General features: G+C 70.3%; 14 protein-coding genes. 6 read left to right on the top strand and 8 right to left on the bottom strand.

Annotated features, from left to right (window positions below; genetic code table 11):
- Positions 1-4 precede the first annotated feature (4 nt).
- Both AB0F81_RS06695 and AB0F81_RS06700 read left to right on the top strand, forming a co-directional pair.
- Complete coding sequence (locus tag AB0F81_RS06695) at positions 5-2,203, top strand: alpha/beta hydrolase-fold protein (protein WP_360192075.1); 2,199 nt, start codon at positions 5-7, stop codon at positions 2,201-2,203.
- Between the two features lie 133 nt (positions 2,204-2,336).
- Positions 2,337-3,488 (top strand): hypothetical protein, encoded by a 1,152-nt coding sequence (locus AB0F81_RS06700; protein ID WP_360192078.1) that lies wholly within the window; start codon positions 2,337-2,339, stop codon positions 3,486-3,488.
- Between the two features lie 79 nt (positions 3,489-3,567).
- Here the strand turns inward: AB0F81_RS06700 and AB0F81_RS06705 are convergent, their stop codons facing one another.
- The 4 genes from AB0F81_RS06705 to AB0F81_RS06720 form a co-directional block, all read right to left on the bottom strand.
- Entirely contained in the window at positions 3,568-4,893 is a 1,326-nt protein-coding gene (locus AB0F81_RS06705; RefSeq protein WP_360192081.1) for a hypothetical protein, read from the bottom strand.
- A 47-nt stretch (positions 4,894-4,940) separates the two neighbouring features.
- A complete protein-coding gene (locus AB0F81_RS06710) occupies positions 4,941-6,899 on the bottom strand; it encodes an ABC transporter permease subunit (RefSeq protein ID WP_360192084.1) in 1,959 nt (652 codons plus the stop codon).
- Between the two features lie 35 nt (positions 6,900-6,934).
- Positions 6,935-8,365 carry an extracellular solute-binding protein gene (locus AB0F81_RS06715; RefSeq protein ID WP_360192087.1) on the bottom strand — a complete coding sequence of 477 codons (1,431 nt, stop codon included), beginning with the start codon at positions 8,363-8,365 and terminating at the stop codon, positions 6,935-6,937.
- A 134-nt stretch (positions 8,366-8,499) separates the two neighbouring features.
- The gene (locus tag AB0F81_RS06720; protein ID WP_360192090.1) at positions 8,500-9,270 is read right to left on the bottom strand and encodes an IclR family transcriptional regulator; all 771 of its coding nucleotides are present in this window, start codon (positions 9,268-9,270) and stop codon (positions 8,500-8,502) included.
- Between the two features lie 201 nt (positions 9,271-9,471).
- Between AB0F81_RS06720 and AB0F81_RS06725 the strand changes: the two genes are divergently transcribed.
- Positions 9,472-9,627, top strand: coding sequence for a hypothetical protein (locus AB0F81_RS06725; RefSeq protein ID WP_360192093.1), 156 nt, complete (start codon positions 9,472-9,474; stop codon positions 9,625-9,627).
- A gap of 49 nt (positions 9,628-9,676) precedes the next feature.
- Positions 9,677-10,819: a VCBS repeat-containing protein gene (locus AB0F81_RS06730; protein ID WP_360192096.1), complete on the top strand. Its 1,143-nt coding sequence runs from the start codon at positions 9,677-9,679 to the stop codon at positions 10,817-10,819.
- 12 nt (positions 10,820-10,831) lie between these two features.
- Here the strand turns inward: AB0F81_RS06730 and AB0F81_RS06735 are convergent, their stop codons facing one another.
- Complete coding sequence (locus tag AB0F81_RS06735) at positions 10,832-11,452, bottom strand: TetR/AcrR family transcriptional regulator (RefSeq protein ID WP_360192099.1); 621 nt, start codon at positions 11,450-11,452, stop codon at positions 10,832-10,834.
- A gap of 85 nt (positions 11,453-11,537) precedes the next feature.
- On the opposite strand from AB0F81_RS06735, the gene AB0F81_RS06740 reads away from it, so the two are divergent.
- On the top strand, positions 11,538-12,461 hold the full coding sequence (locus AB0F81_RS06740) for an oxidoreductase (protein ID WP_360192101.1): 924 nt from the start codon (positions 11,538-11,540) through the stop codon (positions 12,459-12,461).
- Positions 12,462-12,485: 24 nt separating this feature from the next.
- Here AB0F81_RS06740 and AB0F81_RS06745 read toward each other — a convergent pair whose 3' ends face one another.
- Together AB0F81_RS06745 and AB0F81_RS06750 are read right to left on the bottom strand one after the other, a co-directional pair.
- A complete protein-coding gene (locus AB0F81_RS06745; RefSeq protein WP_360192104.1) occupies positions 12,486-13,373 on the bottom strand; it encodes an LLM class F420-dependent oxidoreductase in 888 nt (295 codons plus the stop codon).
- Entirely contained in the window at positions 13,370-14,671 is a 1,302-nt protein-coding gene (locus AB0F81_RS06750; protein WP_360192107.1) for a hypothetical protein, read from the bottom strand. Before AB0F81_RS06750 ends, AB0F81_RS06745 begins: the two co-directional genes overlap by 4 nt.
- A gap of 264 nt (positions 14,672-14,935) precedes the next feature.
- Between AB0F81_RS06750 and AB0F81_RS06755 the strand changes: the two genes are divergently transcribed.
- Entirely contained in the window at positions 14,936-15,136 is a 201-nt protein-coding gene (locus AB0F81_RS06755) for a hypothetical protein (RefSeq protein ID WP_360192110.1), read from the top strand.
- 33 nt (positions 15,137-15,169) lie between these two features.
- Here the strand turns inward: AB0F81_RS06755 and AB0F81_RS06760 are convergent, their stop codons facing one another.
- A complete protein-coding gene (locus AB0F81_RS06760; protein WP_360192112.1) occupies positions 15,170-16,396 on the bottom strand; it encodes a low temperature requirement protein A in 1,227 nt (408 codons plus the stop codon).
- Between the last annotated feature and the right edge of the window lie 66 nt (positions 16,397-16,462).

Genomic DNA, 16,462 nt, shown 5'->3' on the forward strand with positions numbered 1-16,462 from the left:
TGACATGACGACGACATCTCGCCCTCAGCGGCGCACCCGCCGATTCTGCACGCGCCGGATCGGTGCCACGCTCGTCACCGTCGCGGTGGGCGTCACCACCGCTGCCGGCCCGGTGCAGCCGGCAGCGGCGGCGGCGCCATGGCTGACCGTGTCCGACGGCTTCGCGTCGTTCGCCGTGCCGGCCGACGACATCCGCGCCGCCATGGGCGACGTCACGTCCGTCGTCGTCGAGGGGAACTTCGGCCCGTCCTTCAACCTGTCCGAACTCGGGCTCGTGCGATCCGGCAACGCCTGGACGTCGAGGATCGGCCCGCTGCCGGCGGGTCTGTATCACTACCGCTTCCGCGGTGACGACACCAAGATCGTCAAGGACGCGACGAATCCGACCGCGGTCACCTCGGAGCCGACCTGGAGCACGTTCCTGGTGCCGGGGGACTCCGCGCGGCTCATCGCCGATGTGCCGGCGGGAAGCGGCGGGGCACTGGAGACCATCGCCTATCCGGGCGGGACCGCGACGGTCTGGACCCCGCCGGGGTACGACGCCGACCGGCGGCGGCCCTATCCGGTCCTCTACCTGCAGCCCGGTGCAGGGGGAGGGCACGCTGACTGGACCGAACTCGGGCGTGCCGGGCAGATTCTGGACAACCTGTCGATCCAGCGCCGGATGGAACCGATGGTGGTCGTGATGGGCGATCGGACCGACGGCCCGCTGGCGCAACTCGTCCGGGCCGTTCACGGCCGGTTCCATGTCGCCCGCGATGCCGCGCATCGGGCGGTCGCCGGCGCGTCGGCGGGCGGCGCCGGCGCGGTGCGGAGCGTGCTGACGCGCCCGGGCGAGTTCGCCTGGGCCGGATCGTTCGGTGGGATTCTGCCCGATGGGGTTCCGCGCGTGAAAGCCGCGGCGGTCAACGCGAGTACCAGACTGCTGAGGCTCTACACCGGTAACCGCACCGACCCGGCGTACAACCCGACCTACCGGTTGCTGGGGGCGCTGGGCAAGGCGCACGTCCGGCACGAGTTCGACGGGGTGAATCCGGATGCCGGCCACAACTGGAAGGCGTGGCAGGAGAACCTGGCCGACTTCCTGCCCCGGCTCTTCCGGGCGGCCCCGGACCGCGGTCCCAGCGCGGGTCATCTGCCGCTGCGACACGAGTTCACACCGCCACCGCCGGGCACCACGCCCACGCCGTGGCTGTCCCGGGAGGCCAACGGGGACACGTTCATGACGGTCGAGACCGGCACCGGGTTCGCCGGCGCCCAGCACGTCACGCTCTGGGGCAACTGGGCGCCCGGCGGCAGCTGGGTCAACGTCCCGATGACCCGGGCCGGCGACCGGTGGCGGGTGACGGTGGGGCCGCTCAAGCCCTGGTTCTACTACTACAAGTTCATCGTCGACCGGGTGTCGTACAAGGACACCTCGAATCCGTCACGGGTCACCTCGGAACCGACGTGGAGCACGTTCCTGGTACCCGGCAGGCGGGCACGCCTGCTCGCCGACGTTCCCGCCGGGCGCGGTGGTGCCCTGGAACGGCTGGCCTACCGCAGCACTGTGGCGGCGGAGGATCGCGAGGCGTACGTGTGGACACCGCCGGGCTACGACCCGGCGCGCCGCGAGCCGTATCCGGTCCTCTACCTGCAGCACGGCAGCGGACAGAACTACACCGACTGGGTCGAGATGGGCCGCGCCAAGCAGATCCTCGACAACCACTTCCGGGACGGAGCGCTCGTACCGATGGTGGTGGTAATGGCCAACGGCAACGTGCCGAGTCTGTCCCGGGAACTGTTCGACGGCATCATCCCGGCGGCGAGGGCCCGCTATCACATCTCCGACGAGCCGCAACGACAGGCGCTCGCCGGGCTGTCGATGGGCGGGTTCCAGACGCTCGACGTGCTCCGGTCGCACCCGGGCGAGTTCGCCTGGATCGGCACCTTCTCCGCCGGCGTCTTCGGCGAGCCGACAGGTTACGACGTGGCGGCGATCAACGCCGGTACGAGGCTGCTGCGGGTGTACACGGGCAACGTCACGGACTTCACGTACCCGATCACGATGGCGACGCTGGACGCCTTCGACCGGCTCGGCATCAGATACGAGTTCGCCGGGGTCACCCCGGGCCCGCACGGGTGGGACACGTGGCAGAAGAACCTGGTCGACTTCGCGCCACGCCTGTTCCGGTCCGCGGAATCTCCGTCGCCTCCGACGTAGATCTCCGCGCGTACCGCCTCGGCCGGCCTCTTGCCACGAAATCAGGCGACAAGCCATCCGCCCGGCCGTGCCTTGCGAATGAGACGGCAGATAGCGGCTGTCTCACCCGCAAAGGACAAGGGAGGAAGGCACAGTGCTCAGCAGACTGCGTACTTCGAAATCGATAGCCCTCGCGGCCCTCGCGACGGCCATCGGCCTCACCGGCACGGCGGTTCCGGCGACGGCAGCGGCGGCCCCGCTGCCGTCGGATACCAGGACGCCCAGTACCCCGGCGGTCGACCCGACCGGCAAGTTCATCGTCGCGCGCGGCCTGGACGGGTCGATCCTGTTCAGCCGCGGCACCCCGTTCACCAACAGCCACGCCGACTTCGTCTCCATCGGACAGCAGGTCGTCGGCGACCCCACCGCTGTCGCCGGCCTCGAGGGCACCCATGTGTTCGCCCGGGACACGGCGAACCAGGCGATCACCGCCTTCGCGCCGCTGGGCAACACCCCGTCCCGCTTCGAGGTGATCCCCGGGCTGCTGATCTCCAGCGAGATCGCAGCGGTCACCATCCCACAGCGCGGCAGCAACGCGCCGCAGGTCCGGGTCTTCGCGCGTGGCCTGGACGACGGCGCGCTCTACACCAACCTGCTCATCCAAGGAGCCCCACAGGGCTGGGTCAACCTGGGCGGGTTCCTCACCAGCGAGATCTCCGCGGCCCTCACCGGCCCGCTCGACTTCACCGTCAACATCCGGCTCGCCGCCCGCGGCTCGGACTCGCGCATCCACTCCATGGTCTTCAACAACACCACCGGCGTCGTGTCGCCGTGGACCGCGGTCGGCGACCTCGTTGCCTTCGGCAACCCGACCCTGTCCAAGAACGGCGGCATGCCCGACCTGCGAGGCAACGAGATCTTCGTACGCCGGGCCCCGGATCGTGCGCTGTTCACGTGGAACTTCGACAACCCCGGCTGGGTCAACCTGGGCGGCGTCTGCACCAGTGACGTGTCGGTGTCGGTGTCCTCGGACAACGGCCTACAACTGCACGTGAGCGGGACCACGGGCAACGTCTACCTGAACCGGCGGCCGCCCGGCTCGACCCGGTTCGGCGGGTTCGTCAATCTGCGGGGCATCGCTACCGGCAACCCGGTGGCGACTGGCGGGGCGCCGCAGTTCGGGCGCACGGTTGCCGACCAGGTCTTCGTCCGGGGCACCGACAACCGGCTCTACGGCAGGATCCAGCTCAACTTCGTCGGCGGCTTCGACCCGTACGTTGCGCTCAACGGGCCGCCGCTGGGCTGATTCCTGGCCGGTCGTCAGCGCATCAGCCGCTGGAACACGCGCACCGGTGGCGCGCCTTCCATGGCGAGCGCAGTTCGGGTCACACGCCTGACCGGCCGCGTGGTGCGACGCGGCCGGTCAGGTTCCATGCGATGGGGCGCGCGACGCCGGCGGCGTTGCGCGCGTTGGCGACCAGCAGGCCGGCATCGGTCAGTTCGACAACCGAGGTCACGGTCCATCCTGCCGGGGTGGTGAGCCGAGTGCGCATGCCGTTGTCCCACAGCGACACGCGGCTGGTGCCGTCGTCGTGCTGGGCCAGGATCACCATCCGGCCGCCGTCGGCCACCGCCACGCCGGACGCGGACTGTTCCCCGGCCTCACGGGCGACGACGGTCAGGGTGTTGGCGGCGTCCCAGTACGCGGCCTGCCGGCCGTTGGTGTCGGTCAGGTATCCGGCGACGCCGCCGTCGGACGCCAGAGTGTCGGCGGACGAGGCCGGCGTGCAGTCGAGCCCACCGGTGGGCTGCCCGGCGCCGGTGGCGCGCGACAGGGTGATGTCGGCGCCGGGGACGCCGCCGACATGCCGGACCAGCGCGAAGGCGATCTCGCCGTCGTCGCGCAGGTACCCGCTGTAGACGGTGCTCCCGTCGGCCTGGACCTCTGACGTGCAAGCGGGCCCGAGGAAGTAGGAGCTGATGACGGGGAACCGCAGCGTGGCGCCGGCTTTCCACAGCACCGGCCGGGAGGTGCGGCCCTGGCCGAGGCCTTCGCCGACCCACACGATGGCGGTGTCGGGGCCGCCGACGGAGCTGACCGAGCGGCGGCTGCCGGTGTCGAGGTCCGGTGTTCCGCTCAGCGGCGTACGCACATTGTCGCGCGTCACCAGCTCGGACTCACCGATGACGGGGATGTCGTCGTCGTAGGTCAGGACGGCCCATGGGCCGTGCGGGCCGACCGCGGTGACGGAGGTGGACGCGCCGCCGATCAGCGTGGTGTATCGGCCGTCGATCGACCAGCGAGCCGCGCGGCCATCGCTCAGCGTCACCGAACCGGCGGCTTCGCCCGGGTCGGTCAGGCCGTTCACTCTGCCGGACGTCGCGCCGGCCGGCAGGGCGAGCTGCTGTCGCAGCCAGCCGACTCCCGGCACTTCGGCCCATCGCTGGGGGAGTTCGAGGTACGAGGCGGAGCCGTCCGGCGCGGTGGTGGTCTGCTCGACATTGCCGGCGACCACACCGAGTGGCGAGACGTCGACCGCCCAGACCGATATCTGCCGGTGCGCACCGGCGGCCGGGACGGGCAGCAGGTGGCCGCGGACGGTGGGTGCGGCCGTGGCCGGTGAGGCGCCGGCCCAGCCGAGCGCCCCGACGAACAGCACCGGTGCGAGGATTGCCCGGGCAACCCGGCCCGGTGAGTTCGCATAGAACATGTTCTATTTCTAGCACTGGTGGCCGGCCGAGCGCAGCCCGTCGGTGCTCAGCCCTTCACCGCCCCGGCGGTGAGGCCCTCGGTCAGAAAGCGCTGCCCGAACGCATACATGATCACCACGGGGAGGCTGACGAGCAGTGAGGCCGCAGCGAGCTGGCCCTGCGGCACGACGTCTCCGGCGATCATCGACTGCATCCCCACGGGCAGTGTCTTGTACTCGTCCTTGGTGACGAACACGAAGGCGAAGAGGAACTCGTTCCAGGCGTTGGTCAGGGTGAACAGCGCGACCGCCAGCAGTCCCGGCTTGGCCAGTGGCAGGACCACCCGGCCGAACGCCTGGACCCGGCTGCACCCGTCGACCAGCGCGGCGTCCTCCAGGTCGGCGGGGATCGACGCGAAGTATCCGGCCAGCAGCCAGGTGGCGAACGGCAGCGTGAACGTCGGGTACGTCAGCACCAGCGCCCACAGCGAGTCGGTGAGCCGCACCCTGATGAGCAGCTGGTACAGCGGGATGAACAGCAGCGCGCCGGGCATGACGTAGGTGAGCAGCACCGTGACGGTGAAGCCCTGCGCCCCGCGGAACCTCAGCCGGGCCAGCGCGTAGCCGCCGAGCACCGCGCAGAGCAGGGCCACCACGGTGGAGGCCCCGGAGATCAGCAGGGTGTTGAGATACCAGCGGCCGAAGGGCTGGTTGGTGAACAGGGCACCGAACTGTTCCAGCGTCCACGGCGTCGGCCACAGGTCGTCCGTACGCATGACGACCTGGCTCTCGGACTTGAAGGCCGTGACGGCGATCCAGTACATCGGGAACAGCACGAAGACCAGCAGGCCGGCCAGCGCCACCCCGGAGCCCACGCTGGACACGAACGACGACGCGCGGCGACCTCCCCGGGCCTGGAACGCCGAGATCAGGCGGCCGACCGCCGCCGCGACCAGCAGGATCACGCCGAGGACCACCGCCGCCTTCCAGAAGATCTGCGGTGACGCCCAGGCGAGCAGGGCGGTGACCGTGGCCGCTGCCGCCCACGCGAACCGCCGCGCCGTGCGGGTCCGCACGGGTGGTTCGGTGCCGGTGTCCTCGCGCAGCAGCCGGACCAGGAAGAACACCAGCACGCCGATGATCGGCAGCATGACGAGGGTGACCGCCGCGCCCGCGCCGTACTGCAGCTGCAGGATCGCCTTGGTGTAGGCGACCAGCACGTACGGGGTGGTGGCGTCGCCCGGGCCGCCCTGCGTGAGCAGCCAGATGAGGTCGAAGTTGTTGAACGTCCAGATCGACGACAGGGTCACCGTCACGGTGATCACGTGGCGCAGTCCGGGCAGGGTCACGTGCACGAAGCGCTGCCAGGACGAGGCGCCGTCGATGGTCGCCGCCTCGTACTGCTCCGCCGGGATGGCTTTCAACCCGGCGAGGAAGCAGACGGTGAAGAACGGCACGCCCTTCCACACGTTGACGAGGATCACCGACGGCATGGCCAGCGCCGTGTCGGACAGCCAGCCGGCGGGCCAGCTGTCCACCAGCTGCGCGGAGGCCAGCAGCGGCCCGATGCCCGAGGCGGTGAGCAGGGTGTTGACGCTGCCGAAGATGGGATCGAGCAGCGACCGCCAGCTGAACGCGGTCACCACGGTCGGCACCACCCACGGCACCAGCAGCAGCCCGGTCAGCAGGGCCCGCCCACGGCGCCGGTGGTGCAGCAGCAGGGCTGCTGCCAGCCCCAGCACCACTTTGAAGATCTCGGCGTACGCGGTGAAGACGAACGAGTTGACCACCGCCGTACGAAACTGGCCGTCGCCGGCGAGGGCGACGTAGTTGGCCAGGCCGACGAACACGCTGTCCGCCCCGTGGCGCTCGGTCGTGCTGGTGATGATCGACTGGCCGATCGGCACCAGCACCAGCACGCCGACCAGCACCGCGGTGGGCGCCAGGAACAGTGCCGCCAGCCGCCAGTCACGGCCGAGCCGCCGCTGGGCCGGGGTTAGCGAGCCGGGTCCCGGCGGCAGTGGCACTGTCTTGAGCGGGGCCGGCGCCGACCGGACCGACCTCACTGCGGCAGCCCCTGCTGGGCGAAGATCTGCACCATCTTGGCGTGTGCGGCGGTCACGGCCTGCGCGGGCGCCGTTCCCTGGATGACCTGCTGCATCATGTCGGTCAGGACGTAGGCGGCAACGACCGCCTGCTGGCCGGCGCTGGCCTTCTGCGGGAAGGTCAGCCCGTTGCTGGTGCGCAGCGGCAGCGGCTGCTGGGACATGGTGCGCAGCATGGGGAACGCCGGGTCGCCGCCGGTGAAGAACGGGTCGGCGTCCCAGACCTTCGCCCAGGCGGGCATGGCCAGGCCGGGTGCCTCCTTCGCCACCCCGACCAGCGCGGGCGCGCTGACCAGGTACTGCGCGAGCAGCTTGGCGAGGTCGGGGTTCTTGGCGCCCTTGAAGACGACGAATCCCTGCGACTGGCCGATCAGCAGGGACTTGTCGGTGGCCGGTCCGATGCAGTCGGAGAAGACGTGCGTGTTGGCGTACACCGGGTTCTTCTTGGTCTTGGAATCGGCGTAGACGCTGAAGCTGTTGCGGGTGTAGCCGAGGATCCCGGCCAGCCAGTTCTCGTTGTTGCTGGTGTCGGTCCAGCTGGCCACGCCGGGCGGCAGCATCGGCTGGTACTTGGGGTTGGTGTAGATGTCGGCCAGGAAGGTCACCGCCTGCACCGTCTCGGGCGAGTCGAAGGTGACCTTGGTGCCGTCGTTGGAGGCGATCGCCCCGCCGTAGGAGTTGATCAGCGCTTCGATCAGGCCGTTGCCGTCACCGGAGCGGTTGACGGTCATGCCCCAGCCGAAGCGGCGCTTGCCCGGGTCGGAGATCGCCAGGCACAGGTCGCGCATCTCCTCCCAGGTGTAGACGTCCTTGGGGCTGATGCCCTTGTCCTGCATCCAGTCCTTGCGCAGGAAGGACCCGATGCCGATGAAGTGGTACGGGATCGCGAACCACTTGCCGTCGAAGACGCAGAAGTTCTTCGCCTCCGCGCAGGGTTCGCCGTACTTGGCCGTCAGCGCCTCGACGGTGTCCGTCACGTCCTCCAGGTCGCCCAGCGCGTGGAACTGTGCGATGAACCGCGAGTCGGTCATGAATGCCAGGTCCCGTGCCACGCCGCCCTTGACCTCGGCGTCGATCTTGGCGACCACGTCGCCGGCGTCGGCCTGGACCAGGTTGTTCTCGATCTTCGTGCCGGTGGCGTCGGCGAACTTCTTGATCGAGCTGTCGAGTGCTTCGTTCGCCGCGGTCGAGTACAGCTTCTGCGACAGCATCCCCATCGAGGTGCCCTTCGCCGACGCGGCGGCGTCGAGCAGTTCCTTGGGTACTTCCGGCTGCACCGTGGAGGGCGACTCGGAGCTGTCGCCGCACGCGGCGAGACCGGCTGCGCCGAGCACCCCCACCCCCATCCCGAGAAAGCCGCGTCGGGACCACAACAGGTTGTCCTGCATAGCTACGCCTCCCTGCCAGCTGTTCGATATTTCGAACGAGGTTCGATATACCGAACTCGGTGGACGCGACGGTAGAGGAGCGTCACGACGACTGTCAATGTCTGCTGCGGCCGCCGGGCGCGGCGGCAGGCCGGCTATCGCGCCGAGGCCCGGTAACCCAGGCGGGCGGAGAGCGTGGCGGCGCCCTCGCGCACCAGCTTGGTCCACTCCAGGTGCGCCTGCGCGGTCCAGCGGATGATCGGCGCGGAGACGCTCATCGCGGCGACGGCGGCGCCGGAGTGGTCCCGGATCGCCGCGGCCACGCAGCGCATGGCGCTGTCGGACTCGCCGACGTCGGCCGCGACGCCCTCGGCCCGGACGTGGTCGAGGTGCGCCCGCAGCCGGTCCGGGTCGGTGATGCTCTCCGGGGTCATGCCGGGCAGCGGGCCGCGCGTCAGGACGGCGTCCAGATCCGCCGGGCCGAGGCCCGCCAGCAGGATCTTGCCGACCGCCGTGCAGTTCGCCGGCAGCCGCCGCCCGACCGCGGAGACCATCCGGACGGGGTGCGTGCTGTCGACCTTGACGAGGTAGACGACGTCGGCGCCGTCGAGCACCGCCACGTGCACCGCCTCGTTGCACGCGGCGGCCACGTCCCGCGCCACGAGCTGCGCCTCGCGTGTCAGGTCCAGCCGGCCGGCGAACGCCGCGCCGAGCTGGAACAGCGGCATGCCGAGCCGGTACTGCACCGGCTGGCCCGGCACGGCGATCAGGTACGAGCGCTCGACGAGCGTGACGAGCAGCTCGTGCACGGTGGTGCGGGGCAGCCCGAGCCGCTCGATCACCTCGCGGGCCGACAGCTGAGGGCGGTCCAGGAACAGTTCGAGGATGTCGAGAGCGCGGTTGACCGCCGGTACCACACGGGACATGTCGACAGTCCTTTCCCCGGGCCGGACCCGCGCCAGCGATCAGCGTAACGGCGTCGCGGCCCGGCGCCGCCACGGCGCCCTGGCTGAGCGCCGCCATCTGTTCCACCTCACCCGCGGCGGCCAGCGCAGTGCGACGAAGACCGGGTCCGGCGCCCGGCGGCACCGGCGATCCGCGCGACGCTGCAGTTGGTCCTCGACCAGATGACCGATCTACCCGCCGTCGTGCAGAACGACCGGTCTGACATCGTGGCGATGAACCCGCTCGCGCGAGCCCTCGACATCGAGTTGTCGAATCAGCCACGATCACTGCTGCTCGGACCTGTCCACCGGGGTTTGACGCTACCCGCCATGGGGTAACGCTGCGCCGTCCATGGTGGACAGACGAACGGGGGACACATTGAGAAGAGTGGTGGCTTCTGTCGCGGTGGTGGGACTTTCCGTCGCGCTGACTCCGGCGGTGGCGTCGGCGGCGAGTAGCGGGACGTTCCTCGGGGCGCGTTATCTGAGCACCGGCTCGATCGAGACCAACGCCGTCGCGATCGCCGACGTGACCGGTGACGGCCGGCCCGACATCGTGGTCGGGCTCGGGCCCGCCGACAACACCGAGACCAGCGCGCTGCTGGTGTTCGCCCAGCGCGCCGACCGCACCTACGGCGCGCCGACGCGCCTGGCCGGGCACGGCACCTACTACGACGTGCGCCTGGCCACGGCCGACGTCGACGGCGACGGTCGCACCGACGTGGCCATGTCCACCTCGCGCGGCGTCGACCTCTTCTACCAGCGGGGCGGCAAGCTGGCGGCGCCGGTTCTCGTGCCCGGCACGGCCGAGGACGTCGCCGTCGCCGACCTGAACGCGGACGGGCGCCGTGACCTGGTGGTCAGCGCGGGCATCGGCCAGGTTCGCGTGCACCACCAGACGGCGAGCAAGACGTTTCCGGCCTCGCTGACGCTCAGTGCGCCGGTTCCCGACGTCAACCCGTTCGACCAGGTCTTCGTGGCCGACTTCAACGGCGACGGGCGGCTCGACGTGGCTCAGGCGTACGGCGGCGGGGCCTGGGTGCGGCTGCGTCAGGCCAACGGCACGTACGCCACCGCTACCACGTACCGGACCGCGCCCGACGCCAACGGCAACTGGGACCGTGGCATGGCCGCCGCGGTCGGCGACGTCACCGGCGACAAGAAACCCGACCTGGTGCTGAACGTCTCGGACAACCAGCCCGACGCGACGATCAACGTGTTCGCGCAGCAGTCCGGCGGCCTGAACCCCAGCCCGGTGGTCTATCCCGCCTACGACTGCCCCGTGGGCATGGCCATCGCCGATCTGACCGGCGACGGCCGGGCCGACCTGGTCGCCGCCCACGGCAGCTGGCTGGCCGCGAGCGTCTACCTCCAGCAGCCGACCGGCCGTCTGGGCGCCTACACGATCAACCCGGTCGACGGCGTGGGCAACCAGGCCGATGCCCTGGCTGTCGGCGACGTCACCGGCGACGGCAAGCCCGACATCGTCAGCGTCGCCTACACCAAGGTGGCGATCCTGCAGCAGCGGTAAGGCCGACCGCGGTCAGCTCCGGGCACGGCGGGCTTGCAGGCCCGCCGTGCCCGAGTTGACGCCGTTGCGTTCTGCGGCGTGGATGCCGTCCAGCAGAACCCGCAGATATCGATCGATCCGAAGCGTCGGCTCGTCACCGATGCGCAGGGCGAACGCCGTGCCACAGACCAGGTGGTGCAGGTCGTCGTCGGTAAGACCGGGACGCAGGACACCCGCCTGCCGCGCGCGCTCCAGCACCACGCGGGCCGCTGCACTCCATTGCTCGCGATGCTCGGTCGTGGTCGCGGTGGCGTCCTGATCCGGACCGGTCGAGATCACCTCGGCGAACGCGGGATCAGCCACCTGCCGCAGGAGCAGAGCGCGCAGCAGGATCTCGACCCCGGTCCAGACGTCATCGTGCCGGCTCGCGGCACGGGCTTCGTCAACCAGCGTGGCGAAGGCACCGTCGGCGAGGGCCTCGACGAGAGCCCGGCGGGTCGGGAAGTGCCGGTAGACCGTTCCGACGCCGACCTTCGCCCGGCGGGCGATGTCGTTGAGTTGCAGAGCCAGATCACCCTCGGTCATCGCGGCGCGGGCTATCGCCAGCAGCCGTTCACGATTGCGGGCGGCGTCGGCGCGCAGCGGCGTGGTCACGACCTCACTCTACCTAACCGGATTGACAATCCGCTTCGCCTGGCCTTGAATCGGATCAGTCATCCGCTTATCGCTGGGAGAGCTCATGCACCACGCCGCAGACTGGACCCTCGCCGACCTGACCGACCAGACCGGCCGCACCTTCGTCGTCACCGGCGCCAGCAGCGGCCTCGGCACGGCGATCACCCGCCACCTCGCCGCACACGGTGGCCGGGTGATCATGGCTGTCCGCGACACCGCGAAAGGCGCCCACGTCCGCGACCAGCTGATCGCCGAGCACCCGGCAGCCGAGCTCGAGATCCGGCACCTGGACCTGCTCGACCTCGACACCGTGCACGCGTTCGCCGAGGGCCTGCGCGCCGAGGCGGTCTCGGTCGACGCGCTGATCAACAACGGTGGCATCGGCAACGTGCCACGGCGGCTCAGCCCGCAGGGCGTGGAGAGCCAGCTGGCCACCAACCACCTCGGCCACTTCGCCCTCACCGGGCTGCTGCTGGACCGGCTGAGCGCGGGACACCACCCCGTCGTGGTGACCGTCGGCTCCGCCCTCTACCGCATCGGCCGCCTCGACCCGGACGACCTCGCCGCCGAACGCGGCTACTCACCCGGCCGCGCCTACGCCCGGTCCAAACTCGCCAACGTACTGTTCGCCCTGGAACTCGACCGCCGGCTCCGCGCCGCCGGATCGCCGGTGCGCAGCCTGCTCGCGCATCCCGGCATGACCAAGACCGACCTCGACCGCGACGCACCCCCACTCGACCGCGCCGTCGGCATGCTGATGGGCCTGGTCATGCGCCGGCCCATCGACGAAGCCGTCACCCCGATCCTCTACGCCGCCACCGAACCGGCGGCCCCCACCGGCCGTCACATCGGCCCCGGAGGACCGTTCCGTCCCGCCCGGCCCACCTTCGAGAGACTCTCCAGCCCGGCCACCGATCCGGGCCTCGCCCGCCGGCTGTGGTCGCGCTCCGAAGCGATCACCGGCGAGCGTCCCTGGCTCGCCCGATAGCGGTCGCCGACGACGTGACCGCAGTCAGCCCGAACCGGCACACCAGGCGAGGCGGCGCCACTGCGGCAGCGGCAAGCCGCGGAAGTCAGGGTCGAGGACCTGGACGCAGACCAGGTCGGCGCCGGCTTGTCGATGGCGGTGCAGGCGTTCAGCGACGGCGTTCTCGTCGCCCCAGACGATCAGGGCATCGAGGAGCCGATCGCTGCCGTGATGCTCGAAGTCGGCGTCGGCGAAGCCGAGCCGGCGGAAGTTGTTCACATAGTTGGGGAGCGTCAGGTAGCGGCGAAGGTGGCGTCGCCCGATCTCGCGGGCCCGGACTCTGTCGGTCTCGAGGATGACGGCCTGTTCCACGACGAGGGCCTTGCCGGGCCCGAGGATCTGCCGGGCGGCGGCGGTGTGCTCGGGAGGCACGAGGTAGGTGTGGGCGCCGTCGGTAAGCTCGGCGGCGAGCCGCAGCATGCGTGGGCCGAGCGCCGCGAGCATGCGGAACCTGTCGCCGGCCGGCACGGCCCGGTAGCGTTCGGCCAGCTCGTCCATCGCCAGCAGATAGTTGCGGACCGCTGCTACCGGCCGTTCGTATCGCAGCCCGCGCAGGTCGTTGACCAGCTTCGGGTGACTGACCCCGATGCCGAGGACGAAGCGGTGCGGGAAAGCCTCGGCGAGCGTGTGGTGTGCCGCCGCCATGGACAGCGGGTCACGCGCCCACAGGTTCGCTACCGCCGTGGCGACCACCATGCGCTCCGTGGCCGACAGCAGGATCGCGCTGTGGCTGACGGCTTCCCGGCCGACGTTCTCACCGACCCACAGCGAGCTGTAGCCCATGCTCTCCAGCTCCTGGACCGTGTCGCGGACCGTGCCGGCCGGATAGAAGTCGAACTGCGCGGTCCAGATCCCCAGCCCGGTCAGCTTCATGTTTTCGTCCTGCTCGCGACCGCGGTCAGCGCGACGCTGAACTGTTGCACCGCGTCATCGAGGCCGTTGGCCGCGACCGCGTCGCGCTGATGAATCAGCCGCCGTACGCGGCGGGCCTGCTGCAGAATCGGCATGATCGGCTGGTGGATCGTGGATGCGAGAGCACGGTGGGTCAGATCCGTGGCTTCCGGCACGGCATCCGCCTGTGCGGCCGCGTCGGCCAGAAACAGCATCAGCACGGCGCGTGCCTTGGTGTGGGACTCAGGTAGAGCGCCGAGGCATCCCGTCAGATCCGGACGGGCGCGCTCAGGATGCCGCAGCAGCAGCCGACCGGTGCCGCTGTAGTACCGAAGGTCGAGCATGCCGTCCGCGAAGTCCGTGCCGTGGCGGCGGTCGCGCTCGCTCGAATACTCGGCGGCTTCCTGAGCCAGTGCATACGCCGTGTCGAACCGGTCGCGGTCTCCGGTCGCCGCGCATCCTCGGGCGTGCAACGCGTACAACCAGGCGCGCGTGGTGGCGTCCGAGCCGTGACTGGCGAAGTAGATCCCGCGTTCGATGAGGTCGATCGCGCGTCCCAGGTCCCGACGGTGCCACGGGATGAGGCTTTGCGCGCCCAGCAGCCATGCGCCCAGGCTCCACGCCCTGGCTTCGCCGGCGGCCGTCACCGCCTGCTCGTACCACCGGTCGGCCTCGGCGTGGTCGTCGACGTCGAAACTGGCCCAGGCCCGCAGGCCGGCCAGCCGGGCTGCCAGCCGCACCAGCCTCTCGTGATGGCGCAGGGTCTGTGGTTGGCGCAGACGGGCAGACAGACGCCCCATCAGCAGCCGCGTCCTGGCGAGCGCGTCGTCCGGCGGCAGGCTCGCGAAGTCCTGGTCGAGCCGTTCGCAGGCCAGTTCGACCGCGGTCAGCTCGGCGTTGCCGATCCCGTGCGGTTCCACCATCGAGGCGAATTCCACCAGGTCCACGCCGGAGGTGTCCTCCTGATGGGCGCCGGTTGCCGCGAGGCGGCTCCGCGATTGCCGGTAACGATAGAAGCCCAGGTCGGCATCGGTCGCCGCGTCGAGGACGGCTCGGAAGCCCTCGCGGCGCGTCGCGCCGGGCCAATGCGTCTCACCGCGTTCCAGCTTGCCGATATCGGTTTCGTCGAGGCGGTCTTCGCGCTGGTAAGCGCGCCATTGCCAGGCGTTGACCGCCTCGGCGAGTTCCTGCCTCGTCATCGGGTGTCCCGGCCCGGTCGGCGACCTCGTCCGCATGCGGGCGTTGATCAGCTTGTGGTTGGGCTGATTCTTCTCACCCACGCGGTGTACCTCCTGGTGATCCACTCATCGTGGCAACGGCCCGCGGTGGTCTGTGGGCAGCGTAACCCCGGACCGGCGAGCGACCCCGAGACCTGCGGCGTCCGGCTGCCAGGATCCGCAGGCCAGGGCATTGTTCCTGCCAAACCTCCTGCGAGATTTCCCGGCAGAACGGGGTTCCGTGCCTGCGGAGAGTCGGTGACTGTAGGCGTACGACTCCCACGAAGGTATGGGCCCTGATGACGTGCTAGTACGAAGGATTGTGCAATGAGCGTCGAGAGTGAAGAGCCCCTTCACACGATCGCCGGGCAGGTGGCCGATCTGCTGTCGCAGCGTGGCTACGCCTTCGTCGAGGACGACAAGGTGGACTCGCTGGCGGCGACGCTGCAAGCGTTCTTGAACGCGGCCGGGATCCCGACCTGCCGGGACAGACCAAACCCGGTGCCGAGGAGACCGGGAGTCGGCTGAGTTATCGACGTCCACGCCGCGTGCCGCTGAGCCTCACACCTTGGCGACGTGGATCTCGCCGTGCCGGTGCTGGCGGATTCCGGTGATCACCCCGCCCACCAGCACCGCCGCGCAGAGCGCGACGAGCACCGACGGCGCCAGGTCCCAGACCATGATCAGCGCGATCGCCGGCACGCCGAGACCCGGCCAGATCAGTACGGGCCGGACCTTACGCGACAGCACCCCCTGGATGAGTGCCGCGCTGAGCAGGTACCCGGCGATCCCTGCCCCGAGCACCCAGCGGGTGGCGCCGCTGAGGTGACCGTCGCCGCCGTGCGCGATGGCGTGTTCCAGGCCCACCGCCACCGCGGCCAGGCTGACCGCTACCGGCAGGTGGGCGTACACGTAGAAGTCGTGCACCCCCTCCCGCGTGCGTTCCCCGCCCTCCTGGACCAGGCGGCGTTTCGCCGCGCCGCCGGACAGGTCGAAGTACGACCACCACAGCGCCGCGGCCACCAGGAACGCGCCCAGCGCGGTGGTCACCACCCCGCTCGTCCACTTGCCCTCGTGCAGGCCGTGCACGGTCGCCGCGATCGACTCGCCGAGCAGCAGGATGACGAACAGCCCGAACCGTTCCGGCAGGTGCTCCATGTGCAGCGGCGGCGCGTCCGGCACCCGCGCGGCCAGCGTCGGCCCGGCCAGGTCCACCAGCACGCCGATCGCCCACAGCACGTACCGGCCGGGCGCGGCCACCATCAGCGAGACCAGCCAGAACGCGGCGCCGGCAGCATGACCGATCAGGTACGGCCGGATGCCCACCCGGGTGTCCGGCAGGTTGTGCCACACCCGCAGATAGCCGAGCACCAGCACGACCCGCAGCGAGACGTAGCCCAGCGCGAACCATTTGCCGGCCGCACCGGTGACCTGATCGGCGGACGCGCCCATCACGATCACCCCGGCCATGCCGGTGAGGGTGAGCAGCCGGAAGATCGCGTCGTCGGTGTCGAACCGGTTGGCGTACAGCGTGGTGCTGGCCCACGCCCACCAGCCGACGGCGAGCAGCGCCGTGAACTTCAGCGCGCCGGCCGGCGTCTCGTTCTTCGCCAGCACGTCGGCGCAGCCCGCCACGAACAGCACGAACGCCAGGTCGAAGAAGAGTTCCAGCCGGGTGGCCGACCGGTTCGACTCGTGGTTGACGTCCGGTGGGCGGACGAGTTCGCGTTCCTCCCGGTCTTCGCGGTCGAGGCGCGCCTGGTCTTGCGATTCCTGCTCAGCTGACACGCCGATGGGCCTACCCGGCGGTGGCGTGCCCCAACCTCCCTCGAGGGAGGGTGACCCAGATCAACA

The sequence above is a fragment of the Actinoplanes sp. NPDC024001 genome (assembly GCF_040638955.1).
Taxonomy (GTDB): domain Bacteria; phylum Actinomycetota; class Actinomycetes; order Mycobacteriales; family Micromonosporaceae; genus Actinoplanes.

Bases quoted from the DNA above. Each gene is read 5' to 3' on its own strand.
- AB0F81_RS06695 (WP_360192075.1), top strand. From the start codon at position 5: ATGACGACGACATCTCGCCCTCAGCGGCGCACCCGCCGATTCTGCACG.
- AB0F81_RS06705 (WP_360192081.1), bottom strand. From the start codon at position 4,893: ATGTTCTATGCGAACTCACCGGGCCGGGTTGCCCGGGCAATCCTCGCA.
- AB0F81_RS06715 (WP_360192087.1), bottom strand. From the start codon at position 8,365: ATGCAGGACAACCTGTTGTGGTCCCGACGCGGCTTTCTCGGGATGGGG.
- AB0F81_RS06720 (WP_360192090.1), bottom strand. From the start codon at position 9,270: ATGTCCCGTGTGGTACCGGCGGTCAACCGCGCTCTCGACATCCTCGAA.
- AB0F81_RS06725 (WP_360192093.1), top strand. From the start codon at position 9,472: ATGACCGATCTACCCGCCGTCGTGCAGAACGACCGGTCTGACATCGTG.
- AB0F81_RS06740 (WP_360192101.1), top strand. From the start codon at position 11,538: ATGCACCACGCCGCAGACTGGACCCTCGCCGACCTGACCGACCAGACC.
- AB0F81_RS06745 (WP_360192104.1), bottom strand. From the start codon at position 13,373: ATGAAGCTGACCGGGCTGGGGATCTGGACCGCGCAGTTCGACTTCTAT.
- AB0F81_RS06755 (WP_360192110.1), top strand. From the start codon at position 14,936: ATGAGCGTCGAGAGTGAAGAGCCCCTTCACACGATCGCCGGGCAGGTG.